14 protein-coding genes and 2 pseudogenes are annotated in these 25498 nt (G+C 60.9%); 7 read left to right on the top strand and 9 right to left on the bottom strand.

What is annotated here, in order from left to right; all coding sequences use genetic code 11:
- The first annotated feature begins 207 nt into the window (after positions 1-207).
- A complete protein-coding gene (locus KQH60_RS09110; protein WP_237576166.1) occupies positions 208-1278 on the top strand; it encodes a hypothetical protein in 1071 nt (356 codons plus the stop codon).
- Positions 1279-1802: 524 nt separating this feature from the next.
- Here the strand turns inward: KQH60_RS09110 and KQH60_RS09105 are convergent.
- Positions 1803-4100, bottom strand: coding sequence for a hypothetical protein (locus KQH60_RS09105; protein ID WP_237576165.1), 2298 nt, complete (start codon positions 4098-4100; stop codon positions 1803-1805).
- Positions 4101-4839: 739 nt separating this feature from the next.
- On the opposite strand from KQH60_RS09105, the pseudogene KQH60_RS09100 reads away from it, so the two are divergent.
- A pseudogene (locus tag KQH60_RS09100) lies at positions 4840-5007 on the top strand (quercetin 2,3-dioxygenase); the annotation flags it as partial.
- A gap of 50 nt (positions 5008-5057) precedes the next feature.
- Here KQH60_RS09100 and KQH60_RS09095 read toward each other — a convergent pair.
- The 7 genes and pseudogenes from KQH60_RS09095 to KQH60_RS09065 all read right to left on the bottom strand — a co-directional run bounded on the left by KQH60_RS09095 (position 5058) and on the right by KQH60_RS09065 (position 17088).
- Positions 5058-5780 carry a hypothetical protein gene (locus tag KQH60_RS09095; protein ID WP_237576164.1) on the bottom strand — a complete coding sequence of 241 codons (723 nt, stop codon included), beginning with the start codon at positions 5778-5780 and terminating at the stop codon, positions 5058-5060.
- Positions 5781-6010: 230 nt separating this feature from the next.
- Positions 6011-6958: a hypothetical protein gene (locus tag KQH60_RS09090; protein ID WP_237576163.1), complete on the bottom strand. Its 948-nt coding sequence runs from the start codon at positions 6956-6958 to the stop codon at positions 6011-6013.
- 678 nt (positions 6959-7636) lie between these two features.
- A pseudogene (locus KQH60_RS09085) lies at positions 7637-7888 on the bottom strand (hypothetical protein); the annotation flags it as partial.
- A gap of 262 nt (positions 7889-8150) precedes the next feature.
- A complete protein-coding gene (locus KQH60_RS09080) occupies positions 8151-11471 on the bottom strand; it encodes an efflux RND transporter permease subunit (RefSeq protein WP_237576162.1) in 3321 nt (1106 codons plus the stop codon).
- A complete protein-coding gene (locus KQH60_RS09075) occupies positions 11468-14581 on the bottom strand; it encodes an MdtB/MuxB family multidrug efflux RND transporter permease subunit (RefSeq protein WP_237576161.1) in 3114 nt (1037 codons plus the stop codon). The genes KQH60_RS09080 and KQH60_RS09075 overlap by 4 nt, the downstream gene beginning before the upstream one ends.
- A 48-nt stretch (positions 14582-14629) precedes the next feature.
- Positions 14630-15994 carry an MdtA/MuxA family multidrug efflux RND transporter periplasmic adaptor subunit gene (locus KQH60_RS09070; protein WP_237576160.1) on the bottom strand — a complete coding sequence of 455 codons (1365 nt, stop codon included), beginning with the start codon at positions 15992-15994 and terminating at the stop codon, positions 14630-14632.
- 629 nt (positions 15995-16623) lie between these two features.
- Positions 16624-17088, bottom strand: coding sequence for a rhodanese-like domain-containing protein (locus KQH60_RS09065; protein WP_237576159.1), 465 nt, complete (start codon positions 17086-17088; stop codon positions 16624-16626).
- Positions 17089-17440: 352 nt separating this feature from the next.
- Between KQH60_RS09065 and glnA the strand changes: the two genes are divergently transcribed.
- The 3 genes from glnA to ntrC all read left to right on the top strand — a co-directional run bounded on the left by glnA (position 17441) and on the right by ntrC (position 21749).
- The gene (gene glnA / locus KQH60_RS09060; RefSeq protein ID WP_237576158.1) at positions 17441-18856 is read left to right on the top strand and encodes a type I glutamate--ammonia ligase; all 1416 of its coding nucleotides are present in this window, start codon (positions 17441-17443) and stop codon (positions 18854-18856) included.
- Positions 18857-18989: 133 nt separating this feature from the next.
- Positions 18990-20132, top strand: coding sequence for a nitrogen regulation protein NR(II) (gene glnL, locus KQH60_RS09055; protein ID WP_237576157.1), 1143 nt, complete (start codon positions 18990-18992; stop codon positions 20130-20132).
- Between the two features lie 60 nt (positions 20133-20192).
- Positions 20193-21749 (top strand): nitrogen regulation protein NR(I), encoded by a 1557-nt coding sequence (gene ntrC / locus KQH60_RS09050; protein ID WP_237576156.1) that lies wholly within the window; start codon positions 20193-20195, stop codon positions 21747-21749.
- 22 nt (positions 21750-21771) lie between these two features.
- On the opposite strand, the gene xth is transcribed toward ntrC, so the two are convergent.
- Positions 21772-22551 (bottom strand): exodeoxyribonuclease III, encoded by a 780-nt coding sequence (gene xth, locus KQH60_RS09045; protein WP_237576155.1) that lies wholly within the window; start codon positions 22549-22551, stop codon positions 21772-21774.
- Between the two features lie 267 nt (positions 22552-22818).
- Between xth and KQH60_RS09040 the strand changes: the two genes are divergently transcribed.
- Together KQH60_RS09040 and KQH60_RS09035 are read left to right on the top strand one after the other, a co-directional pair.
- Positions 22819-23070 (top strand): DUF378 domain-containing protein, encoded by a 252-nt coding sequence (locus KQH60_RS09040; RefSeq protein WP_237576154.1) that lies wholly within the window; start codon positions 22819-22821, stop codon positions 23068-23070.
- Positions 23071-24219: 1149 nt separating this feature from the next.
- Complete coding sequence (locus KQH60_RS09035; protein ID WP_237576153.1) at positions 24220-25494, top strand: amidohydrolase family protein; 1275 nt, start codon at positions 24220-24222, stop codon at positions 25492-25494.
- Positions 25495-25498: the final 4 nt, after the last annotated feature.

Below are 25498 nucleotides of genomic sequence, written 5' to 3'. Positions count from 1 at the left end.
CTAGGATCCACACAGTTCAATCGCTGTTGTTGAATGCGCCAAAGTTGCCATTACAATCGGCGCCAGTAGGTTAACACTTGCACGGCGGAGTATCCTGCTTAAAAGGCTCCGCCCATTTTGCTGTGGCGGAGTATCGTTATTTTAATTTTCTTACTAATGAAGTTTATAAAGAAGCCCATCTCGCGCACAGCGCTGGTATGCACGCTCGTGTTGTCCGCATGCGGCGGCGATGATTCCGGTATACGCGATTCCTCCTCTAAAACATATGAGCAAATCGACCATGAGCCTGGGCATGCCCATCTGCTCATGCGCGGCCCCCACCGTACGGCACTGAAGTTACCGCAGCGGCCGGGCAGTGAGAAGCTGACCGGTGGGGACGAGCGCCACCTGAGACAAGATCCAATAGATGTGGTAGATGACCACGCTTATTGGAAGGCCATTTATGGCACGACCTTTTATGGGCTGAGAGCGATCTGGATAAGTGGGTTGCTGTCGGACATGCTGCAAGGTGCTTTCGATGAGCCGCCGCAACGCGCGAGCGCATGTTCACCTCCGCCGTCGGATGGCGCCTCCAAATGGGAGGTTTGCCCGCACGGCGGCTCAATGCATCTGACTCGTATGGAAGCGGCCGGGCCGGAACGCGCGGTGACGATACATGCGGCCTACGCGCAATGCCGAGTAAGCGATTTCACATTGGGTATCGAAGTCGAGTTGACCGGCGAAGCATCGATTGCCGTGAAGGAGAAGGCTGCGCTCCAAAGCGCTGCCCTCACCATGGGAGGGAACGGTAGCGCACTGTGCGTAAGTGACATACATACCTCGATGGCCATCCACGGTGGCGTCTCAATCAAGCAGATTGACAGCTTAAACAGTGTTCCCTCGGTTCGCTTTTTTAATACACAACCCGGCTTTATTGTTTCGCAGACGTCGTCAGGTGGCGATAAGAGCACAATCGGTTTGCAAGACGTCAACGTGACGCGTCGAGCACTCGACAGCGACGGGACGGAACAGCTATGGCTGAAGGGTGCGTTGACGCTGCAACGCGACGCGTCGGGAGCTGATGGCCTCATGCCGGAAAAACTGGACATACACGTGGATACGCTAAACCGCCTCCTGGTATCGGCGCGTGGGATAGATGCCGGTTCATTGATCGCGATAACGAAACCGGACAATAGAGCAACTTTGGCCGATTTGACCGGCTCAAGCGATCTCGTAATCCATACAGACACGCCCATTAATACATCGCTTCGCGAGCTATCGGACGTGTTTCGCGATTAAGCGAACCCGGTGCGTGGATCGATCGACGGATCCGATTTCAGGCGCTACTTCATCGCGGTGAGTCGGCTTCTCGATCGTGTCGATGTAGGCGGCAGTCCGTGCCGGGATGGCTGGCGCCAACCCGCACCGTGTATTGCTTGATATGTCAAACGAATGGTCTTTCCCGACGGACTTTGGTAAGGCAGACGGCGTACAGGGCACCACACAACATCTCAGCTGCACAACCTACACCGGCTTATTCACATATTTTGTTTGCAACAATGTGGACAACCTTGGGATACGCAAGCTAAGTCCTTGTTGCCAAAGCCGGAACTGAGCCTGCTACCGCGTGACGCAGCGACGCACGGTTCCAACGCGGGTGCACGAATTGAGCGAGCTGTGCCGCTGCACGTGTGCCGCAATGCTGTATTCTTTGCGTTCAACCTGATCTGGGTCGGTCTGGCTATTCGGCTCGCCGCACAGGAATTCGCGCGTTGCGGGCGCGAATCGATGCCGAGCGATGCTGCCGTCGAACGCGTATCGTTTCAGAAAACCGTGCGACGAAGCCTTAAGTTAGGAAAGGCGCGTCGTGGCTGGCGCGGTGCCGCATCCGACGCGTTGGGTGCTCGCGTCACGGCCGCTTCGCCATCGTGCCACGCACCACACAGGTCGATCTGCCGCGTCGCCTGCATCAGTGTTTCATTCAGCTTGCCGCGCAGGTCGCGGTAGCGTTTCGGCGCGCTTTTCATCAGATAAGTCGCCAGCTTGTCGTGGCTGGATGCCAAATCGGCGCGGGGCGCATGCGGGTCGACGAGTTCACCCTGTTGCACCGAGATAAACTGATCAATTGCAATGGCCAGTTGCCGCTCGTGTGCCTTCGTCAACGGTAGCTGGCGCTTCAGCTTCCGGCATTGCGCCCGTACGGCTAATGCGTCGCGATACAAGCGCTGATCATATTCCAAATCCTTGTCCAACCCAACCAGGATTTCCTTCAGCGCGAGGTTGCGCGGCATGTCGGCCGGATGGTTCTCGATGCGAACATCCTCGACGTGCGTGATGGTCGCATCGAGCGGGGCGAATATTGTCTTGAACGGGTGTTCGCGCGACGTGTTGTCGGCGGCGTCCACGGTGCTAAGCCTGACGTCCTCGATGGCGTGCTCGTCCGGAGACGGAGCAGGCGTGCCGCTCAACTTGCTTACTACGTTTTGGTAGGTCTGTATTTTGGCCTGCAGCTTCCTGCGCAAATAAGTGGCCTGGGTGTCCAGCATGCCTTCAAGCAAATCAATCTGGGCCGCTTGTGCTTCCCGTGTCGGTTGGGCGAGCCATGTTTTCAAGCTGCTTCGAGTTAGGTACGCGCGCGAGTCGTTCCAAGCTTGCTTGGCGGCGCGCGTCGCGCTATGCGGTGAGTTCAGCTTGGCGCTGTGGGCAAGGAACGATGACGCCGCCTTCAGACGTCCCAATGAGTCTTGCGCTGCGCGTCGGGCTGTGCTCGCGATCAATTGCTGAGTAGACGGCTTGGCGCCACGCGCTTCAGAATCGCCGGTGTAGACATATTTGTCGTCGTAGCGTTGGCCGAGCTGGTCTGCGACTTGGCTCAGAAATGTTTGACGCCGGTCTTCGCGCTGGTATATCTGTTTGTAGAATGCTGATTGCAGTAGCAAGCCGTCCAACGGCGTTGCAGTGCTGCTGCCCCAATTGAGCACGTCCATTGATTCCAGGAACGTACGATTCAATTCCGGGTCATCGCCAGTGTAGTAGGTTTGGTAGCGCTGTTGCCTGCGGTAGTCAAAGAGCGCGCGCTGCGATGATGCGCTCATCATGAGCAGCCCGCTTATTGTCACGGCCAGCAGGCCCCCGGCGACGGCGGGATGGGCTACCGCAGCGCCTGCCGTACCGGCGGCGATGGCGCCCGCCACACCGGCCTTGGCCAGTGTGCTCGCGGCGTAGACGGCGCTGCCAGCGAGGAAACTGTTGTTCCATCGCGCATAGCTTGTAAAGAACTGATCCCGCTGTTCCAACTTCAGTGATTGGAATCGCGCGTAGCGGTGCAGCCATTCGACGTCTTCAGGGCTCAGAGGGTGCCCGTTTTGACGCAATTGATCGATCAGGGCATCGATAGTTGCGTCTTTCAAGCGCGCGTCGGTTGTGGCCTTGGCGGTGCGGAACGCATTGAGCTGTTGGCGCGAACGATGAACCTTGTATGCGCCACTGGCGAGCGCTGTGGCGCCGACAAGCGGCTCCAGGCCCAGCGTCGCGAGGCCTGCGACGTGATCCAACGCCGCCGTGGCAGGACTGTCTGATGCGCACAGCGCAGCCTTGGCGGCAATGCCGACTGAGGCCTTGGCCATCACGGTGCTACCGGAAGCGATCGAGCATGCCCCTAATGCGGCGCCGGCACGGTTTTGCTGCCGCGTAAACGTCATCACTTGGCGCTTGACTTCCATGACGGCGCGCAAGCATGTCGTCATCGATTGCGCGTCGGTGAACAGTCGGACCGAAGCCGCTTGCGCGGGACGGTTGTGATCCCGCGTTGAGCCGGCAAAGCCGGCGAGACGCTCAAGACAGGCGACCTCTTGTTCGAGTTGCTTGATCGAGCGCTTCAGTTCCTTGTGGTGCTTGGCGGCATGCGCCATTTCTTGAATGCCTGACTTTATCTCCATGACCGCCAGCAAGGCCAACGTGCCGTCGGCAGCGATTTTTTCGTTCCGGCTGAAAATTTCCTCGGAGATGCCTGCTCGCTTGAGGGTGTCCAGCGGATCAGATTCAATTAATTCGGATGACTGGTCAAGACTGTCGGAAGTGGTTTGCGTGCACCCTTTGAAGAGCTGAATTGGGGTGGCCATCGCGGCATACACGCCGCGCATGGCGGTACCTAAGCCCACCCGCGTGATGGTGCGCGGCAGGCGAACCGCGCGTTGCGATGCGCCTGCAACGGAACTTTCCGACGAAACGGTCTGCCGTTCGGCCGGGGATTGCGTGATGCGGGCTATTAGGTTCTTGCAATTCCGAGCAAGGTTGTGTATCTCGGCCAAGCTCAGCGCAGATGAGATGCTATCGGGCGTAGGCAGGGTTTGCACTGAAGGTTTTTCCACCGCTGACACAGGTACTGAACGCACGTTCCCGTCATGGAGCAGGCTTTCCAATTGAGTCATCGCGCGGCTGCGTGCCTCAACTTGTTTTTTCCATGCGTGAGGCAGGCTTGCAATCTGGCCGTGGTGATGCGCATGGCTGGACGGTGCCGTCTGCAGCCGTGGTGGAGCGCCAACCAGTTGCGCTAGGCGTTCACCAAAATCTATTGTTAGGTCTGCGTCATAATTACGAGGATGAAGTGACGGGCTCAACGTCATATCGGGTACTCTCTGGTAGTGCTGACGTTGTCACTCTAGGACGCTTTGCAACGCGTTACCATGAACGCGCGCGAAGCCCCGTTGCCAGGGGCGTACACGGCAGGAAGTTCCCGAAATACAATATTGACGTGACTGCAAGCAATAGAGCCGCGCGGCTTCGATCATTGGGGAAGGCGCGTGCGTCATCGCTTTTCGAGAAACCTAACAAATGCCCGACAGGTGGCGAGCGCGTGCGGATAAGCGCGGCAAGTTGCGGCTGATCGTGTCCGCGCACAGACAGGACGGATCGCTGCAGATCCGCCAGGATGGACGGCTATATGCCGGCTGGTTCGACGGCGACGCCAGTGAGCGCTTCATGCTGCCAGTGCAGTGCTATGCGTATCTGCATGTCGCGTGCGGCACGCCGGTAACGGCTGAGCCACGCCGCAACGGCGTGGATCAGCCCTATGAAGACTATTCGTAGAACTGATTGCCGGCAGGCGCCTGAACGACGCCCGAAGGGTCAAAGCGGCTATTGCCGGAAGAACCAAAGGGGTCTGCGGACACGGTGGAGTTCGTCGACGCGTCCTTGCTATTGCTGCTCCCTGGATGGGTGATCGTGCTTGAGTCGCCGTTGGATGCCGGGCTGGTGATTGTGCCCGAGCCGCCGCTAGTGTCCGGATCGGTGATTGTGCCCCAGCCGCCGCTGGTCACGGGATGCGTGGTCGTGCCCGAGCCGCCGCTGGTGACCGAATCGGTGATCGTGCCTAAGCCGCCACTGGTCACGGGATCAGTGATCGTACCCCAGCCGCCGCTCGTGACCGGTGCCTTGCCATCGTGCTGGGAACGATCGGCAGCTGAGTGCCCATGATGCGGTGAGCATGGACATTCGCAGTCGCCATCCTTTGGCGGGGCCGGGGAGCGATGTCCGCACGCCGTGCCGTCGTCATCGAACGAATTGTCGTCGTCGTCGCTATGCGAATTCTGCAGCATAGCCAGCAATTGTTCGATGAGTTTTTGCAAGAAATCGGAGTCGTCTGATGACGTGCCGTTCGCCGGACGCCCCATGGAATCGCTTTGCTCAGCGCGTTTGTGGTGCGCAGCGTCCGGGGCGGTGCCGTACGTGCCGCTCGGGCTACCCGGGCCAAACGGCGAGTAGGACGAATCTGATTGAGTGATAGAAATGGTAATGGTCATGTTGTGCTCCTTGTTGGGCTGCGCGCCGTTATTTTGGAAAACCGCTGCCAGTACGGCTGGTCATGGGCCCAGCGGCACGCTCGGGTTCTGTCGTAAGACTCACTGATACTGGGTTGGCACAGCCCTGAGCCGGGCTGCCAGCAACGGCAACTGTGCCCCGTGGGACACGGGGCGCTGATTGCGCCGGGCAACACCGCGCGATCGATGGAGGGCTCCGGCGCTTCTGCGCACTATTGGCTGTCGTCCAGTTCTTTATGCTGGTTTAATACGTTGTAGTTAGTCATAACATGTCTTGCGTATTTCCCCTCGTCGCCAACTCCAACGTATTCTTCAAGTCCCTTCTTCAGCGCTTTTTCGTTGGCCATCGGATTGTTGCGATCACCGCCGTGATCGATGATGTGGGTCTTCAGTTCGAAGGCTCCCGCAATCACGTTGTCGTGTGGATTGCTCACGGCCAGGTCCTTCGCATCCTTGCCAGTCAACTTCTTGATGTTTTCTTTGTCCTGTTTCGTCAGTTTCGGCAGCACATCCTCTTCCCAGCGCCGCTGGCCGATCTGCATCAGGCTCAGGTCCGGCGTGCCGTCGCTGTTTTTCGACCATTCCTTCGGATTACCGCGCGATTCGGCCCACATCTGTCCACCGATCAGGTTGCCATCTAGCCCCGTCAGCTGCGCGGCCAGGTTGATGTCGTTTTCCCATCGGTCGATCTTCGGATTCTTCCCTGGCGTATAGGCCTTGCCTGGCGTTGTTGGACCGTCCAGTGCCGGCTGGTTCTTGCCGGACCTGCTGCTCGCTTGGGTCGAGTCGGTAGCGTCGCCGTCGGAGGAGGTGCCGTGGGTCTTGTCGGATGATCCGCCCGTGCCGTCCTCCGGCGCGTCGCAATGGTGATGGTGACATTTGCCGCCCCCGCCGTGATGTCGGCCGATGGCATCACCCGAGCCCGGGCCATCGCCGGTATTGCCCTCGTGATCGTTGCCGTTGAACTGCATCAACAACTGGATCAGCTGATTGAGCAAATCGTCGGTGTTCGACCATTGCCCGTCCGATGACGTCGAGGTTTGTCCGTCTCCTGCCCGCTTGTGATGGATTCCAGACGTGTCGTTGTCGTAAAGCCCGGGCCATTGGGACCAGTTGGAAGACGGCGAATCGGTTTGGATAATCGTGATCGTGGTTGTCATGCAAGGCCTCGTCCGAAATGAACAGATGTGTCGTTATTTCATAGGTATTTGGTTGGTTGGATAAGCTGGACGCGAACACGAGGTGCCACAAGCGAACCCGATGGCCCGAACCGGGCCGGGCGTGGCTGATGATGCTCGTCGGGACGAAGAGACGGACGGTGGCCACTCACCACGGCATTTGCTAACCAGGTGTGGAGAAAATGAAGAGAATGTTCTGTCGCCGATAAACCGGACGGGGCGATTCGAGCGGCGTCCCGGGTGGGGCGGGGGCCAGGCAGGTAGGTTGGCAGGCGCGCGCCGGTGCGACGCGCGCTGTGTTCATTGGACGTTACGCGTGCGAGGGGGGCGCATTGAACGGCGCATCATCGCCGGTTGGCGCGTACGGGCTTATGCAGGCTCGGTCCGGATTTCGGTCCCCATTTCAGCGCTGGCTCGCGCTTCGGTTCCGGCTTGCACGGCAGCCGGGGGGACGGTCTCGGCACCCGGCGCAGGGGCCGGATCGCTATGCGCAGGGTCGGCGGCCGTGCGCGCGTCCATGCCGGCGCCAGGCAGCTTCGTCTCGTGCGGGGAGTCAACCGCGAGCTCTGGCGCCGCGACAGAACCCGCCGGTGCCACGGCGCTTGCCTTCGGCTCGACCGGTTTGGCGTCCGTACCCTTGCGCGGTTTTCTGGCCAACGGGATCAAACCGAAGGCGCGCGCCGCCTCTGCGATCTGCTGCGGAGAGAAGAGTTCGTCGGGCGTGATGCCGAACGTGCGGATGTGGCTCTCGGTCGTCTGCATCGCTTGTGCACGATCGTCCCGACGCTGCTGCGCGCGCGCGACGATATCGCGCAGTTCATCGGCCTCGTCGCTCGAAATCATGAACGCCGATTGTTTCTGTTGCAATTCGTTGAAGCGCTGGAATTCCTGGTCTGTCAAGAGTTTAGCCATGAAGATATGCAGTTGAAGCAGGGGGGAACGCATGTATCGGGCGATGCGCAAGCTGCGCGGCACGCGATCGCACTCGATGCGGGGGCCGTATTCTACCTGCTTCGACGGGGGCCGACGTCATCGCCGCGCGACGGCGTTGCCCTCGCCCGGTCCGCGGTGCAACGCCGCCATCGGCTTGCGCGTGTGCCGATGTTTCGTGCCGGCCCGGACGCAGCAACATCGTGCCCCGGGCACCGTTACGCGGAGCACCGCCCGGGCGGCGTTACTCGTCGTTGCCGAACGCGTGGCGCGGCGGGACGTGCTCGCCGCCGTGCCGCGCGCCCCACCAGGTACGAAGCCGGTCCATGTAGAGGTAAACCACCGGCGTCGTATAGAGCGTCAGCAATTGGCTAACAATTAATCCGCCGACGATGGAGATGCCCAGTGGCGCGCGCATCTCGTGTCCTTCGCCGTGACCGAACGCGAGCGGTAACGCACCGAGTAGCGCGGCGCAGGTGGTCATCATGATCGGCCTGAAGCGCAGCAGGCAGGCTTGGCGGATCGCTTCGCGCGAGCTCAAGCCGGTGCGCGCGGCGTCAATCGCGAAGTCCACCATCATGATCGCATTCTTCTTGACGATGCCGATCAACAGGATCACGCCGATCAGCGCAATGAGGCTGAACTCGGTATCGAACAGCAGCAACGCCAGTAGCGCGCCGACGCCGGCCGACGGCAACGTAGACAGGATCGTCAGCGGATGGATATAGCTCTCGTACAGAATGCCCAGCACAATGTAGACCGCGGCGAGCGCTGCGAAAATCAATAGCAACTGGTTCGACAACGCTTGTTGGAACGCCTGCGCCGTGCCGGAGAAACGGCCGTGAAGGGTACCGGGCATGCCGATGTCGGCCATGGTCTGGTAGATCGCGGCGGTCGCGTCTGACAGTGATTTGCCCACCGGCAGATTGAATGAGATCGTCGTCGCGACGAATTGGCCTTGGTGGCTGACCGCCAGCGGCGTATTGCCGGGGCCGAAGCGCGCGATGGCTGACAACGGGATCATTGTTTCCTTGACGGTGGAGACCGCGGCGCCGGACGATGAGCTGGATTTGCCACTGGAGGCAATCGAATTGATCGCCTGGTTACGCGCCGAATCGAGCGCGACGTTCGCTGCATGGCTGGTGGCATGGGCCACTGACGCGCCAGCCGTCTTCTTCGCGCCCGATGCGCTAGTGACGGTTCCGGCCGTCGCGTTGGTGCTCGCGGTGCCTGATGCGCTGCCGCCGGATTGGCTAATAAAGATGTCCTTCAGGATGTCGGGGTTCTGCCAATAGCGGGGCGCTACTTCCATCACGACGTGATATTGGTTCAGCGAATTGTAGATCGTTGACACCTGCCGCTGGCCGAAGGCGTCATACAGCGTATTGTCGATCTGCGCAGGGGTGATGCCGTAGCGTGCAGCGGTTGGCCGGTCGATGATCACGTTCGCCTCCAGGCCGCCTTGCTGTTGGTCCGAGTTCACATCGACGAGCTCGGGCCGCTTTTGCAACGCCTCGGTTAGGATCGGCGCCCATTTGTACAGCTGGGCGGTCGAATCGCCGAGCAGCGTGAACTGATACTGCGCGTTCGATTGTCTTGCGCCCACGCGGATATCCTGCACCGCTTGCAGGAACGTTCTGGCGCCGGCGACCTCGGCCAACGGCGCGCGCAGTTGTTCGATGACCTGGTCTGCGGACACGCCGCGCTCGGCGAGCGGCTTCAGCGAGATGAACATGAAACCCGCGTTGGTCTGACGCCCGCCGGTGAAGCCGACGGCGGAGTCGACTGCCGGGTTGCGCTTGACGATGTCCATCATCTGCGAGAATTTCACTCGCATCGACTGGAACGACGTGCTCTGGTCTGCCTGGATTCCGCCGACGAGTCGGCCGGTGTCCTGTTGCGGGAAGAAGCCTTTGGGTACGACCGTGTACAGGTACACATTCAAGCCGATGGTGGCGACCAGTACGGCCAGCACTAGCAACGCGTGGTCCAGCGCCCAGCCGAGCGAGCGCTCATAGCCGCGCTGCAAGCGGGCGAAGCCGGCTTCGAGCCAGCGTGCGAGCCGGCCGTCGCCGCGCACGTTGGCGGTGGGCGTGAGCAGTCTGGAGCACAGCATGGGCGTGAGCGTCAGCGACACGAGCAGCGACACGAAGATCGCCAGCGACAGCGTGACAGCAAACTCGCGAAACAGACGTCCCACAATGCCGCCCATCAACAGAATCGGCAGGAACACCGCGACCAACGAGACGCTGATCGACAATACCGTGAAGCCGACTTCGCGCGCGCCAACGATGGCTGCGCGCATGCGCGGCATGCCGGCCTCGATGTGTCGCGAGATGTTCTCGAGCACAACGATCGCATCATCGACGACAAAGCCGGTGGCGATCGTCAGCGCCATCAGCGACAAGTTGTCGATCGAATAGTCGAGCAGGTACATGCCGGCAAATGTACCGATGATCGACACGGGCACCGCAACGCTGGGGATCAGCGTCGCACGCCAGTTGCGCAAGAATAGGAACACGACCATCACCACCAGGATCACCGCGATCAACAGCGTACGCTCGGTGTCCCGCAGTGAAGCACGGATCGTCATCGTGCGGTCGGCAGTCGGCGTCACGTCGATCGCCGCGGGCAGCGCCGCGCGTAGCTGGGGCAGCTTCGCCTTGACGCGGTCAACCGTCTCGATGATATTGGCGCCGGGCTGCCGGTACAGGATCACGAGCACTGCGCGTTCGCCGTTCATCATGCCCATGGTGCGCAGGTCTTCGACCGAATCGACGACTTGCGCGACGTCGGAAAGCCGCACCGCGGAGCCGTTGCGGTAAGCAATCACCAGGTCACGGTATTGGTCGGCGCGCCGCGCCTGGTCGTTCGTGTACAGCTGCAAGTGCCGGCGGCCGGCCTCGATCGCGCCTTTTGGGCTATTTGCATTGGCCGACGCGAGCGCGGCGCGGATGTTTTCCAGTCCGATTCCATAGTGGAACAGCACGGTCGGATTGACCTCGACGCGCACGGCCGGATTGGCCGCGCCGCTGACGTTGACCTCGCCGACTCCGTCGATTTGCGACAGCGCCTGTTGCAGCACGGTCGACGCCGCGTCATACATCTGTCCGGCCGTCATCGTTTTCGACGTTAGCGCGAGGACGAGGATCGGCGCGTCGGCCGGGTTGACCTTGTGGTACGTTGGATTTTGTCGCAGGCTGGCCGGCAGATCCGCCCGCGCGGCGTTGATCGCGGCCTGCACGTCGCGAGCCGCCCCGTCGATGTCGCGGTTCAACCCGAATTGCAGCGCGATCCGCGTATTGCCGATGCCGCTCGTCGACGTCATCTCGGTGACGTCCGCAATGGCACCCAGGTGTCGCTCGAGCGGGCTGGCCACGCTGGTGGCGACGGTCTCCGGGCTGGCGCCAGGCAGCGTCGCCAGCACCGAGATGGTCGGAAAGTCCACCTGCGGCAATGGCGACACCGGCAGCTTCACGAAAGCGAATAGCCCGGCCAGTGTGATGCCGACGGCCAGCAACGTGGTGGCGACGGGGCGCGCGATGAAAGGGCGGGAAAGGTTCATTGTCTGCTGCCTTCGCCGCGGGCATCGCGCGACAAGCGTTCGCGCAGCGCCGACGCGAGCCGGTCGAAGCCCAGGTAAATCACCGGCGTCGTGAACAGCGTCAGCAACTGGCTGACGACCAGCCCGCCGGCGATCGCGATGCCCAGCGGATGGCGCAACTCGTGACCGGAGCCGGTGCCCAGCATCAGCGGCAACGCACCGAGCAGCGCCGCCATCGTCGTCATCAGGATCGGCCGCAAGCGCAGCAGGCAGGCCTGGTAGATCGCGTCGCGAGGGGGCTTGCCATGCTCCCGCTGCGCTTCGAGCGCGAAGTCGATCATCATGATCGCGTTCTTCTTGACGATGCCGATCAGCAGCACAATGCCGATGATGCCGATGATATCCAGGTTATGTCCGGTGACGATCAGTGCGAGCAGTGCGCCGACGCCGGCGGAGGGCAGCGTGGACAGGATCGTGATCGGATGGACGAAGCTCTCGTACAGCACGCCAAGGACGATGTACATCGTGACGATCGCGGCCAGGATCAGGAATACCTGGTTGGACAGCGATGCCTGGAATGCCAGTGCCGCGCCCTGGTAGCGGATTTGGAACGAGGGCGGCAGACCAATGTCGTCTTTCGCTTGCTCAATGGATTTTACTGCCGCGCCGAGCGATTCACCCGGGGCGAGGTTGAATGAAATGGTGGTGGACGGGAACTGGCCCAAGTGCGAGATCAGCAGCGGCGCGTTTTGCTGATGGAAGGTCGCGATGGACGACAGCGGGACCTGAGCGCCAGTCGCGGTGGCCGATGGCAGGTAGATCATGCCCAGTGCGTCTGGGGACTCGTGCACCTTCGGGTCCGCCTCTAGAATCACGCGATACTGGTTCGATTGGGTGAAGATGGTCGAGATGATGCGCTGCCCAAAGGCGTCATACAGTGCGTTGTTGACCGTCGCCGGAGTGATGCCGAAGCGGGCGGCGGTACTGCGATCGATCTCGATATAGGTTGAGAGCCCATTTTGCTGCAAGTCGCTGGCGACATCGGCCAGCTCTGGCGCTTGCTTCAGCCGCTCGACGAACTTTGGCACCCAGTCGGCGAACGCTTGAGCGTTCGCGTCGGTCAGCATGAATTGGTATTGCGTCGCGCTGACCGTCGAGTCAATCGTCAGGTCCTGCACCGGCTGCATGTACAGCGAGATGCCGGGTATATGTGCGACGCGCTGCTGTAACGAGCGGATGATCTGCTGTGCATCACGCCTGCGTTCGTCGAACGGCTTCAGATTGATCAGCAGACGGCCGCTGTTCAGCGTGATATTGGTGCCGTCTACGCCGATGAACGACGACAGGCTCTGGACATCCGGGTCCTTCAGGATTTCGGCGGCGAGCGCTTGCTGGTGCTCGGCCATGGCCGCGTACGATACACTTTGCGAGGCCTGCGTGATGCCCTGGATGATGCCGGTGTCCTGGGTCGGGAAAAAGCCCTTCGGCACCACGATGTAGAGCACGATCGTGAGCACCAGCGTGGACAGCGCGACGAGCAGTGTGAGCGGCTGGTGATCAAGCACCCACGAGAGCATCCTTGCGTAGGCGGCGATCACCGCGTCGAAGAACGCACGGGCCCGGGCCTCGAAGCGGGTGCTTTCCTTCGGCGGACTGTGCCGAAGCAGCTTGGCGCACAGCATCGGCACGAGCGTGAGCGATACCACTGCCGAGAACACGATCGTCACGGCCAGCGTGATCGCAAACTCGTGGAACAGCCGGCCGACGACGTCACTCATGAACAGCAGCGGGATCAGCACCGCGATCAACGATACGGTCAGCGAGATGATGGTGAAACCGATTTGCTTGGAGCCCTTCAGCGCGGCTTGCAACGGCGTGTCGCCGTCCTCGACGTAGCGCGCGATGTTCTCGATCATCACGATCGCGTCATCGACGACGAAGCCGGTGGCGATGGTCAGCGCCATCAAGGACAGATTGTCCAGCGAAAATCCGTCCAGGTACATCACCGCCAGCGTGCCGATCAGCGACAGCGGCACGGACAGGCTGGGAATCACGGTCGCTTGCCAACTGCCAAGGAATAGGTACATCACCAGCACCACCAGCACGACCGCCGCTGCCAGTTCGAACTGCACGTCGCGCACCGACGCGCGGATCGTCGTGGTGCGGTCGGTCAACACGCGGGTCTCGACCGAAGCGGGCAGGCTTTGCTGCAACTGCGGCAGCAGCGCCTTGATATTGTCGACTACCTGAATTACGTTGGCGCCCGGCTGCCGCTGCACATTGAGGATGATCGCCGGCTCAGTATCGACCCACGCGCCGAGCTTCGTGTTCTCTGGGCCGGAGACGATCTGCGCGACGTCGGTCAGCATCACTGGACGGCCGTTCTTGTAGGCGATGACCGCACTGTGATACGCATTGGCATCGGTCAACTGGTCGTTGGCATTAATCGTGTATGCACGCGTCGGACCATCAAAGTTGCCTTTTGGCGTGTTGACGTTCAGGTTCGAAATCGTGGTGCGCAGATCATCCAGATTTAGGCCGTACGCCGCGAGCGCACGCGGGTTGGCCTGGATGTGAATCGCGGGCCGCTGCCCACCGCTCAAGCTCACCAACCCGACGCCTCCCACTTGCGAGATTTTCTGCGCGAGCCGGATATCGACCAGCTCCTGCACCTGCGTCAACGGCAGCGTCTTGGAGGTGATTGCCAGCGTGAGAATGGGGGCGTCGGCCGGATTGACCTTTGCGTAGATCGGCGGCGCTGGCAGGTCGGATGGCAGCAGGTTGCCTGCCGCGTTGATGGCCGCCTGCACTTCCTGCTCCGCGATGTCCAACGGCAAGTCCAGCGAAAACTGCAGTGTGATCACCGATGCGCCCGCTGAGCTTTGCGACGACATCTGATTTAGCCCTGGCATCTGACCGAACTGACGCTCCAGCGGCGCGGTCACCGACGAGGTCATCACCTCGGGGCTGGCACCCGGATAGAAGGTCTGCACTTGAATCGTCGGATAGTCCACTTCCGGCAGCGCGGACAGCGGCAAAAATCGCAGCGACACGAGGCCGACCAGCATGATGGCAGCCATCAGCAGTGCTGTGCCGACTGGGCGGAGAATAAAGAGGCGAGATAGATTCATGCGTCGAATGGTCCGGGAGCGCGGCGCCGGGGCAAACCCCGGCCGGAATCAAGACTGCGGTGGGCGCGTGTGGCCGTGCGTGGCCGACGCGTGACGCGCGCCATGCGCGGCTTGGCCTGCGGATGCGGCCGAGCTGTCATTGGCGCTCGCGGCCGGAATCGTGATCTTGGCGCCTTCTCGCAACCGGTCCGAGCCATCGATGACGACACGCTCTCCCACCGCCAGGCCGGAGACGATGCTGGTGCGCTCGCCATCGACCGGACCCGTCTTCACTGGGCGCACGGTGACGGTGTTGTCGGCTTTGACCACGTAAACAAAGGTTTCCATCGAGCCATTGAGCACCGCGGAAGTCGGTACGATGGTCGCGTTGCGGATCGTGTTGACGAGTAGCCGCACGTTGACAAACTGATTCGGGAACAACGCCTGCCCCGCGTTCTGGAACACCGCGCGCAGCTTCACGGTGCCGGTGGTCGTATCGATCTGGTTGTCGAGGGTGTGCAACTCGCCGGTTTCCAGCGGCCGGCTGTTGGTGCGGTCGTAGGCGGTCGCGGACATCTTGGCGCCCGCGCTCCATTGCTTAAGGATAACTTGTAGGTTGTCCTCGGACGTGGTGAACACGACGCTCATGGGTTGCATCTGCGTGATCACGACAATGCCGTTTGTATCGCTGGTGGTCACGTAGTTGCCCGGATCCACCTGACGCAGTCCCACGCGGCCTGTCACCGGCGCGGTGATCCGTGCGTAGGTCAGGTCCAGCTTGTACGTATCGATCATCGCCTGGTCCGACTTCACCTGGCCACGGTACTGCTCGACGAGCGAGGCCTGCGTGTTGACCTGCTGGCGCGAGATCGAATCCTGCTTGAGCAACGCTTGGTACGCGTTCAGGTCTGACACTGCCTGGCGCAGTAGCGCCTGATCCTTCGCCAGTTGCCCTTCAGCGTTGCGCAGTGAGATTTCGTAGGGGCGCGGATCGATTTGTGCCAGGACATCGCCGCGCTTGACGAGTTGGCCTTCCTGGAAATTGACCGACATCAGCGTGCCGTTCAACTGCGTGCGCACGGTCACCGTCGCGAGCGGTGTCACGGTGCCCAGCGCATTGATCACGATCGGCATTTGGCCATGGACCACGGTCGCGACTTTAACCGGCTGTGGCATGTTCGCGAATGCGCCGCCGCCGCGGCTGCCACGTTGCGCGCCAGGCGGCTTGCCGTCACTGCTCGTGGTTGCGCCGCTGGCGTGCTCGCCTGCCGTGCCGCGCATGGCATGACGTTGCCACGGATGCCACCAAAGCAGCACGGCGACGACAGCCATGAGTCCCGTGACTCGCCGCAGCGTGCGCGTGCGGGTGCGGCGCGCCACGGCGCGCGGCGCGGCATCGGATGATTGGGCTTGTTGTTGTTCGTCTTTCTGCATGGTCGAGCCAATCGTTGGGACGTGATGGTGGGGAAGGGCTGCGACGATGAGCCGGCGTGGTCCGGTGCCTGGTTTGTCGGTACATCATCGTGCGGTTGAGTGAACGAACTGGACGCGCGTGCTCGGGCGCAAGGCTGTATCGCACAGCGCTCGCTGGCCGTATCCTGTCAAGGATCGAAAACTGCACGAAATCCTACGTGCGTCAACCGTATCAGTCCAGCGCCTTTTTTTCGGAACGTTACACCGCGCTCGCCGCCTGCGACAACCGTGACGAGCGTGCGGCATTGCAGCGACGCGGCACGTCGGGCCGCCGCGTCCGGGGTCGCACCGGTGGCGGCGGGCGCGAACGCAGTGGCTGGGCGCCTGCTCCCAAGGGGATTGTGCTTGACTCGGTCGGCATTAATCAGGAAGATACCCGGCTTGCGCACTGCGGCGTGTGCGACGCGGCCGCGGTGCCCGTTGACGCGCCATGGCGTCGGTATCGTCTCTCAGGTTCTAGCACGGCCCTCGGAATGGCTAGAACTTTTAAGCGCCGTCTATTCGACGGCGCTTTTTTCTCAGCGGCGCTTTTTTCGTTTTGCGTGCGCGGCCATCCAGCCGCGATCTCTCGTGACGTGGTGCCCACGAGCCTAGGCGCCCACCCAGGGCAGGCCATGGAAACACCAGCCGCCCACCGTCTTACGGTGGCCTCGAGCGTCCTTGTCGCCCTCGAAACCTTCGAGAATATCGTAGGCACGCATGAAGCCCGCGTTCGCCGCAGCCACTGCGGCCAGCTTCGAGCGCGCGGCGCTGCGGCACAGTAGCAGGATCGGCGTGTGCGGCATCGCCACTTGGGACAGTTGCTCGACGAACTCGGGGTTGGGGACGCCGCCCGGGTATCGCGTCCACTCGACGTGTACGTACTGGCCGCTCTCGACGACTGGGCGGCCGACCCAGTCGAGTTCCGCACGGGTGCGTACGTCAATCAGCCGGGCCCCCGGCTCGCGTGCCAACAGCTCGAATGCCTCACCTGGTGCCAGCGCGCCGGCATACTGCAACTGGTGTTGTACGCGGCGCTGTTCGGCCGCTGCGTAAATCACGTCACAGGAAGTCATCACGGTGCCCAAAAGCGTAATAGCTTTATTTTAGCGTCGTCGTAGAATGACCGCTCAGGTAGCGGTACGGTGCGCGAAGTGGGTACATTATCGTCGTTTTGCACCGAATAGGTGCTTGTTCGGCGCTGCCCATCGGGATTGCACCGAATTTGTGCACGACGCGCTGCGGCCAGGGCGGGCAATACGCTGCTCGTGGGTCGCGGCGATGCGTAAGCACCCCAAGGGGGCGTGCCCGACGTCCCTGTGTCTTAATTTGGCATGAAGTGTGCTTTATTGGAGCCGATCCCGTTGCATGACCGGGACGCCGGAAGCCGGAGGCGGTATCGCCCCCATTGTTCACCAGGAGAAAGGAATGACTAAAACCGTGGCCGACGTCACCCAGCTCGTCAACGACGAGGACGTCAAGTTCGTCGATTTTCGCTTCACCGACACCCGCGGCAAGGAGCAACACGTGACGGTGCCGGTGTCGGCGTTCGACGAGGACAAGTTCGAAGTCGGCCACGCGTTCGATGGTTCCTCGATCGCCGGCTGGAAGGGAATCGAAGCGTCGGATATGCTGCTGCTGCCGGACCCGAACACGGCGTATATCGACCCATTCTACGAAGAATCGACGTTGGTCCTCACCTGCGACGTGATCGAGCCGTCGGACGGCAAGGGCTATGAGCGCGACCCGCGTTCGCTCGCCAAGCGCGCCGAGGCGTACCTAAAGAGCACGGGCCTGGGTGACACCGCGTTTTTTGGTCCCGAGCCCGAGTTCTTCATTTTTGATTCGGTGCAGTGGAACATCGATATGTCGGGCTGCTTCGTGAAGATCGGTTCCGAAGAGGCCGCCTGGTCGTCGGGCAAGGCGTTCGAGCACGGCAACAGCGGTCACCGTCCGGGCGTCAAGGGCGGCTATTTCCCCGTCGCCCCGGTCGATTCTTTCCAGGACATGCGCTCGGAGATGTGCCTGTTGCTCGAGCAACTGGGCGTGCCGGTTGAAGTGCATCACCACGAGGTGGCCGGCCCCGGCCAGAATGAGATCGGCACGAAATTCTCGACACTGGTGCAACGCGCTGACTGGACGCAGATCTTGAAGTACGTTGTGCAGAACGTGGCGCATACGTACGGCAAGACCGCGACGTTCATGCCTAAGCCGGTGGTGGGCGACAACGGTTCCGGCATGCACGTGCACCAGTCGATCTGGAAGGATGGCCAAAACCTGTTCGCAGGCAACGGCTATGCGGGCCTGTCCGAGTTCGCGCTGTTCTACATCGGTGGCGTCATCAAACACGCCCGTGCGTTGAACGCGATCACGAACCCGACCACGAACTCGTATAAACGGCTGGTGCCGCACTTTGAAGCGCCCGTCAAGCTTGCCTATTCGGCGCGTAACCGTTCCGCGTCGATCCGGATTCCGCACGTGTCGAACCCGAAGGCGCGCCGGATCGAGACGCGTTTCCCGGATCCGACGGCTAATCCGTATCTGTGTTTCTCGGCACTGATGATGGCCGGCCTGGATGGCGTGCAAAACAAGATCCACCCGGGCGAGGCCGCGGACAAGAATCTGTACGACCTGCCGCCGGAAGAGGACGCGAAGATCCCGACCGTCTGCGAGAACCTGGACACCGCACTGGACGCGCTCGATGCCGATCGCGAGTTTCTCACGCGCGGCGGCGTGTTCACGGATTCGATGCTGGATGCGTACATCGAACTCAAGACGCAAGAGCTGCAACGCTTCCGTCAAACCACGCATCCGATTGAGTTTGAGATGTACTATTCGCTCTGAGCGAGGGCGCGTGCTGTCCGGCAGCCAGCAGGCCGCGCGGCGCGCCGATTGCGCGTTACCGCCCGCGCCCGCGAGGTGAGCGGCGGGGAAGGGGGATGGCCGTGCGCTGTCCCTTTTTTATTGGGCCGGCCCGATGGTATTGAAGAACGTGACCCAATCGAAACGAAGCCAGTCCGATACGCCGGACGATTCGGTGTTGTCCTGCTCCGGGCTACTGCCTGGGCTCGATGCGCTGCCGACGGTCGTGCTGGTGCTGGACAAACGGACGTTGCGGGTGGCCTATGCGAATCCATCGGCCGAGTCGATGCTCGGGATGTCGCGCCGGCAACTGGCGCAGACCACGTGGCCGGATCTATTCTCCAATGGCGACGAGTTGGTGACGACCATCGCAGCGATTGCCGACAACCGGTTCCAGGCGACGCACCTGGACGCCACCCTGGAGCGCCAGCTGCGTGAACCGTTGCGTGTGCACGTGATTGTGGGCTATCTCGACGCAGCATCGGACTACGTATTGTTGGAGCTGTTCGCCAACGACCAGCAATTGCGCAGCGATCGAGAGGAACGCATCCATGACCTGACGTCGGTCAACAAGCAACTGATCCGCAATCTGGCGCATGAGATCAAGAATCCGCTAGGCGGCATTCGCGGCGCAGCGCAGTTGCTCGAGTTCGAGTTGGGCGAGCGCGAGGCGCGCTACGACCTGCACGAATACACGCAGGTCATCATCAAGGAGTCTGACCGGTTACAGACGTTGGTGGACCGGCTCCTGGAGCCACATCGCCATCCGCACATCGTGGGCGACGTGAACATCCACGAGGTCTGCGAACGGGTGCGCACGGTGATCCTGGCCGAGTTTCCCCGGGGGCTGACGATCGAGCGCGACTACGACGTGAGCGTGCCGGAGATTCGCGGTGATAAGGCGCAACTGATCCAGGCATTGCTGAACATCGTGCGCAACGCGACGCAGGCGCTTAAGGAGCGCATCTCGCAAGGTGACGCGCATATCGCGTTGCGCACGCGCGTCGCGCGCAAGGTCACGATCGCCAAGCGGTTGTGCAAGCTAGCATTGGACTTGCGTATAACCGACAATGGCCCCGGCATACCGGAGGAAATCCGTGACCAGATCTTTTATCCGCTGGTGTCGGGACGCGAAGAGGGTAGCGGGCTCGGACTCACGCTGGTTCAAACCTTTGTGCAGCAGCACGAAGGATTGATCGAAGTGGAAAGCCGTCCCGGCCATACCGAATTTCAGATCCTGTTGCCGCTGACTCGATGATCGGAGCAAAGGCGACAGGTGCACGCATACCGCTATTGAAGAAAACCGCCCAATCAATCTATGAAGCCCATCTGGATAGTTGACGACGATCAGTCGATACGCTGGGTGCTTGAGAAGGCACTGGCGCGCGAGAACTTCGCGACCCGTAGCTTTACCAGTGTGCGCGACGTGCTGGCCGCATTCGAGCAGGACCAGCCGCAGGTGCTGGTATCGGACATTCGCATGCCGGGCGGCTCGGGACTTGAGCTGCTCAATGCGGTACGCGAGCGTTTGCCGGAGTTGCCGGTGATCATCATGACGGCATTCTCGGACCTAGACAGCGCCGTGGCGGCCTTCCAAGGCGGGGCGTTCGAGTATCTGGCCAAGCCGTTCGATGTCGATAAGGCAGTCGAATTGATTCGCCGCGCCGTCGACGAGAGCATGCTCGGTGAACCAGGCTACGACGACCGGCTCGCCGAGGCGCCGGAGATGCTTGGGCAGGCCCCGGCGATGCAAGACATGTTCCGCGCAATTGGCCGATTGTCCCATTGCGTCACGACGGTGCTGATCACGGGCGAGTCCGGGACTGGCAAGGAACTAGTGGCCCGTGCGCTGCATCGACACAGTCCGCGCGCCAATGGACCGTTTATTGCCTTGAACACGGCGGCGATTCCGAGAGACCTGCTCGAGTCCGAGCTGTTCGGGCACGAGCGCGGGGCGTTCACTGGCGCGCAGGCGATGCGGCAGGGCCGCTTCGAGCAGGCCGAGAACGGCACACTGTTCCTGGATGAAATCGGAGACATGCCGTTTGATCTGCAGACGCGACTGTTGCGTGTGCTCTCAGACGGGCAGTTCTACCGCGTGGGTGGCCACAGTCCTTTGCGGGCGAACGTGCGGGTGATCGCGGCGACGCATCAGAATCTGCAGACGCGGGTGCGGCAGGGATTATTCCGCGAGGATCTCTATCATCGGCTCAACGTAATCCGGCTGCGGCTGCCGCCGTTGCGCGAGCGCAGCGAGGATATCCCGCTGCTCACGCGGCATTTCCTGCAAAAAAGCGCTCGCGAGCTGGGTGTCGAGCCCAAGCGCGTCACCGACGCAACGCTGGCGTACTTGGCATCGCTGCCGTTTCCCGGCAACGTGCGCCAACTGGAGAATCTGTGCAACTGGCTGACTGTGATGGCGCCCGCGCAGACCATCGAGATCAAGGACTTGCCGCCGGAACTGGTCACAGAGCAGCAATCGTCGACGCACGCGGTGGCCGATGAAAGGCAGCAGATCGGCGAGGCTGTCGGCGTCGCCGCCGGGGCGGTAGCGACGTCCCCGTCCGGCGATGCCCGCGTCGCAGCACTGGCGCGCAGCGACGGGATGCCACTGACCGACCCCGGCAGTGGCACGTGCGCGCCGGTATTGCCCCACGTCAGTGCATGGGAGGTCGGCTTGCGCGCCGAAGTAGCGCGACTGTTGCGCGAGCACTCGGCTGAGGTGATGGACGGGCTGGCGCGCCGCTTCGAAGCCGCGGTGATCCGCGAGGCGCTGGACTTCACGCGCGGCCGCAAGGTCGAAGCCGCCGAGCGGCTCGGCATCGGGCGCAACACGATCACCCGCAAGATCCAGGAACTGCACCTGGAATTATGACGGCGATCGGATCGCCGCTCGCTTAGCGCTCCAGCGTCGCGATGACCGGCGCATGGTCCGATGGCTGGTCCCAGCGACGCGGGGTCTTGTCGATCTCGCACGCGCTGCAGCGCTGCGCGAGCGACGGCGACAGTAGGATGTGATCAATGCGTAATCCCGCGTTGCGGCGAAAGGCCAGCATCCGGTAGTCCCACCACGAGAACGACTTGTCAGGCTGATCGAAGCAGCGAAAGGCATCGACGAGCCCGAGTTCGACGAGCGATCGGAAGGCATCGCGCTCTTCGGGCGACACAAGGTTTTGTCCTTCCCACGCTTGCGGATCGTGCACGTCGCGATCTTCCGGCGCGATATTATAGTCGCCCGTTAGTGCGAACTGCGGGTGTGCACGCATTTCGGCGGCGACCCATTCACGCAGCGCGGCCAGCCATGACAGTTTGTACGCGAATTTGTCGGTGCCCGGCGCCTGTCCATTGGGAAAGTAAGCGCTGACCACGCGCACGCCGTCGATGGTTGCGGCAATCAAGCGCTGCTGCAGGTCGTCAAAGCCGGGAATGTTTCGTATGACGACCGCTTCATCGACCGGCAAACCGTCGCGTACGAGGATCGCGACGCCGTTATAGGTCTTTTGCCCGGAAAACCAACTGCGGTAGCCGACCGCTTCGAGTGCCGCGCGCGGATACTTGTCGTCGGGCAGCTTCAGTTCCTGCAAGCACAATACGTCGACACGACTCATGGCGAGCCAGTCGATGACGTGTTGCAAGCGGACTTTCAGGGAATTGATGTTCCACGTGGCGATTTTCATAGTTGAGTGAATGCCGTGACAGGACTGGCTTTGCGGCGATGTTTAAAGGGTAGTGGGCTATTGGGTTACCCATCTAGCTACCCACGTTGGAGGGGGTAGAGGAACTGATGGAAGCCGCTTATGATAGCTTGAGTCGGTTGCTTGGCCCTCGCAGCGCTTGGGTGGCAACGGCGCTAGCTTCTAAAGGAACCCGTGCAGGCACGCTGTTTGCGGTAGTCGCAGGCAGCTAGTTCACCCTGTTTCTTTGTATTTCTTTAGGAGATTACTATGACTATCATGACCGCCTGTGGCGCACGTTCCAACTTACTCGACTGGATTGCCGGCGTGCTGGTCATCATTGGCGCGCTTAACTGGGGGTTGGTCGGACTGTTTCAGTTTGATCTCGTCGCGGCGCTGCTCGGCGTCGGATCGGTTGCGTCCCGTATTATTTACGGGCTGGTGGGGTTGTCGGGGATTTATTGTCTGGTTAGGGCTTGCATGGCGGCCAAGGTTACGGCATCCGACGACCGAGTGCATTGACCGTCCATGCGGTTACGCCGATGAAATCATGGCTGACCGCAAGTGACTTCAACTTAATTGTAATGCAAAGTATCTTTCGATGCTTTCGTGCAATTGTCTTCCGTAACAGGCCAAACGCTATCTGTTTAGCACGCGGGGGGGCGTCAATTCGCTTTTTCTCTTAACGTTTGGTGTTTTAAGAAAGAATAAAAAAACTTGGTATTGACAAAGCGGTACGCTATATTGGATTGAACCTCATCAGGTTAGTCCGTGCATTGATGACCGGGCGCCATGCGAGCGGGTAGTAAAAACGATGAGGTGATTCGTCAACGGAACGGGTGCATTGCTGCTCGCCAACGCCCGTTTCATAAAAGCACTGTCTGGAGTGAACAAGCATCTCATAGAGCACCCGTAGGCTGGCAATTTCGCGCTATCTGCATCGCGCGTCATGGTGATGTGTTGCATAAAACCACGGCACGCGTGTTGCTCACCCTTGCTTAACCCGTAGAACGACGTGGTGATTCGACAGTAAGGCAGGTGATTGGTAAAGACGGGTCTCTGTCTTATTGGGAGAAGTTTTTTTTGCATAACTAAGCATATTGAATGCCGATGGTACTGTTTTGGTGTAAAAGTTATTTTTTATTCATAAAAATCATTTAGTAAAGCTAAATAAGAGATGACTATGTCAGAAACAACAACGGTCTCATCGAACATTGCGGACCAGCGATTACTTGAGGCGGGCCTTTTGTTTCTCGCGGGCTCAAGCATCTGGCAACCGAGAATCATGAGTCTGTAGCAAGTGCGGTTGGAAGTATTGTGATGTCTGGAAAGAATCCTGGGATTATATCGAGCGATTTTATTGGTCATTCTGCTGCGTCTTCAACGGAAAGATATAATCTTCTTGCGGAGATCCATAATGGGATTATTGCGAGCCGCCATAGAGATCGAAGGTCTTCATTGCAATAATAATTGGGCACGCGGTTAGCGCCGGATGCTCAGTTAAGGGCGTCGAGTCAGACTAGGTCACGTCTCGTGTTTTGGAGGCTGCTGATTGTTCGGGATTGCGAACACGCGATCAGCAATTCAACTTGGTATTACAATTTTGCACGCCTAGACCCAGCGTGCGACCAACGTGCAACGTCGGGATGCCCTGATACAGAGGAGCTTCGGATGGATTTGATTATCCGTAACGCATCGTTACCCGACGGGCGTACGCCAGTTGACATCGGCATAAGCGGTGCGCGTATCGTCGCGGTAGAGCCTGCGCTGGCGGCGACCGCATCACACGAAATCGATGCGCAGTGCAACCTGGTCACGCCACCGTTCGTTGACGCACATTTTCATATGGACGCGACACTGTCGTATGGGTTGCCACGGGTCAACGCGTCGGGCACGCTGCTCGAGGGTATCGCGCTATGGGGTGAACTGAAGCCAACGCTCACTCAGCACGCCGTGCTCGAGCGCGCGCTGCAATACTGCGATTGGGCCGTCGCGCGAGGATTGTTGGCGATCCGCTCGCACGTGGACGTTTGCGATCCGAGGCTGCTGGCCGTTGAAGCCCTCGTCGAGGTCAAGCGCCGCGTCGCGCCGTACCTCGATCTTCAGTTGGTCGCGTTTCCGCAAGATGGTCTGTTGCGCAGTCCCGGCGCTTTTGATAACTTGAAGCGCGCGATCGCGCTAGGCGTGGATGCCGTAGGCGGTATCCCGTATTTCGAGCGGACCATGGCCGACGGTGCCGAGTCGATCCGACTCTTGTGCGAGTTCGCGGCGCAAAAAGGTTTGCGAGTGGATATGCATTGCGACGAATCAGACGACCCGATGTCGCGCCATATCGAGACGCTAGCCGCCGAAGCGCACCGGCTTGGGTTGCAAGGCCGTGTCGCCGGCTCCCATCTGACGTCGATGCACTCGATGAACAATGACTACGTGAGCAAACTGCTGCCTTTAATCCGCGAAGCCGGCGTGGCCGTAATCGCCAATCCGCTGGTCAACATCACATTGCAGGGGCGTGCAGATACTTATCCGAAACGGCGTGGCATGACGCGTGTGCCGGAGATGCTGGCTGCCGGCATCGACGTCGCGTTCGGTCACGATTGCGTGATGGACCCGTGGTATGGGCTCGGTTCGGGCGACATGCTGGAGGTCGCGCATATGGCGCTGCACGTCGCTCAAATGACCGGCGTTGATGCAAGCCGTGCTTGCTTTACCGCGATTACGCAGACACCGGCACGGATCCTGGGCCTCGAAGGATACGGCGTTGAGCCCGGCTGCCATGCCGACTTGGTATGGCTCGACGCACGCGATCCTGTCGAGGCGATCCGTCTGAGAGCCGCACGGCTCGCGGTGATCCGGCGGGGTCAGGTGATCAGCCGGCAACCCGCAGCGCAGGCGACGCTGGCGTTGCCCGGCCGCCCCGCCTCGGTCGACTTCAAGCTGTGTCGGTGACGCG

This window comes from Mycetohabitans sp. B8 (assembly GCF_021991875.1).
In the GTDB taxonomy this organism is placed as follows: Bacteria; Pseudomonadota; Gammaproteobacteria; order Burkholderiales; family Burkholderiaceae; genus Mycetohabitans.
Note: the sequence above shows the minus strand (reverse complement) of the source record. Positions and strands in the feature narration are given on the sequence as shown.

Bases quoted from the DNA above. Each gene is read 5' to 3' on its own strand.
- KQH60_RS09075 (WP_237576161.1), bottom strand. From the start codon at position 14,581: ATGAATCTATCTCGCCTCTTTATTCTCCGCCCAGTCGGCACAGCACTG.
- KQH60_RS09065 (WP_237576159.1), bottom strand. From the start codon at position 17,088: ATGACTTCCTGTGACGTGATTTACGCAGCGGCCGAACAGCGCCGCGTA.
- KQH60_RS09035 (WP_237576153.1), top strand. From the start codon at position 24,220: ATGGATTTGATTATCCGTAACGCATCGTTACCCGACGGGCGTACGCCA.
- glnA (WP_237576158.1), top strand. From the start codon at position 17,441: ATGACTAAAACCGTGGCCGACGTCACCCAGCTCGTCAACGACGAGGAC.
- KQH60_RS09095 (WP_237576164.1), bottom strand. From the start codon at position 5,780: ATGACCATTACCATTTCTATCACTCAATCAGATTCGTCCTACTCGCCG.
- KQH60_RS09040 (WP_237576154.1), top strand. From the start codon at position 22,819: ATGACTATCATGACCGCCTGTGGCGCACGTTCCAACTTACTCGACTGG.
- glnL (WP_237576157.1), top strand. From the start codon at position 18,990: ATGGTATTGAAGAACGTGACCCAATCGAAACGAAGCCAGTCCGATACG.
- xth (WP_237576155.1), bottom strand. From the start codon at position 22,551: ATGAAAATCGCCACGTGGAACATCAATTCCCTGAAAGTCCGCTTGCAA.
- KQH60_RS09080 (WP_237576162.1), bottom strand. From the start codon at position 11,471: ATGAACCTTTCCCGCCCTTTCATCGCGCGCCCCGTCGCCACCACGTTG.
- KQH60_RS09105 (WP_237576165.1), bottom strand. From the start codon at position 4,100: ATGGCCACCCCAATTCAGCTCTTCAAAGGGTGCACGCAAACCACTTCC.
- ntrC (WP_237576156.1), top strand. From the start codon at position 20,193: ATGAAGCCCATCTGGATAGTTGACGACGATCAGTCGATACGCTGGGTG.
- KQH60_RS09090 (WP_237576163.1), bottom strand. From the start codon at position 6,958: ATGACAACCACGATCACGATTATCCAAACCGATTCGCCGTCTTCCAAC.
- KQH60_RS09070 (WP_237576160.1), bottom strand. From the start codon at position 15,994: ATGCAGAAAGACGAACAACAACAAGCCCAATCATCCGATGCCGCGCCG.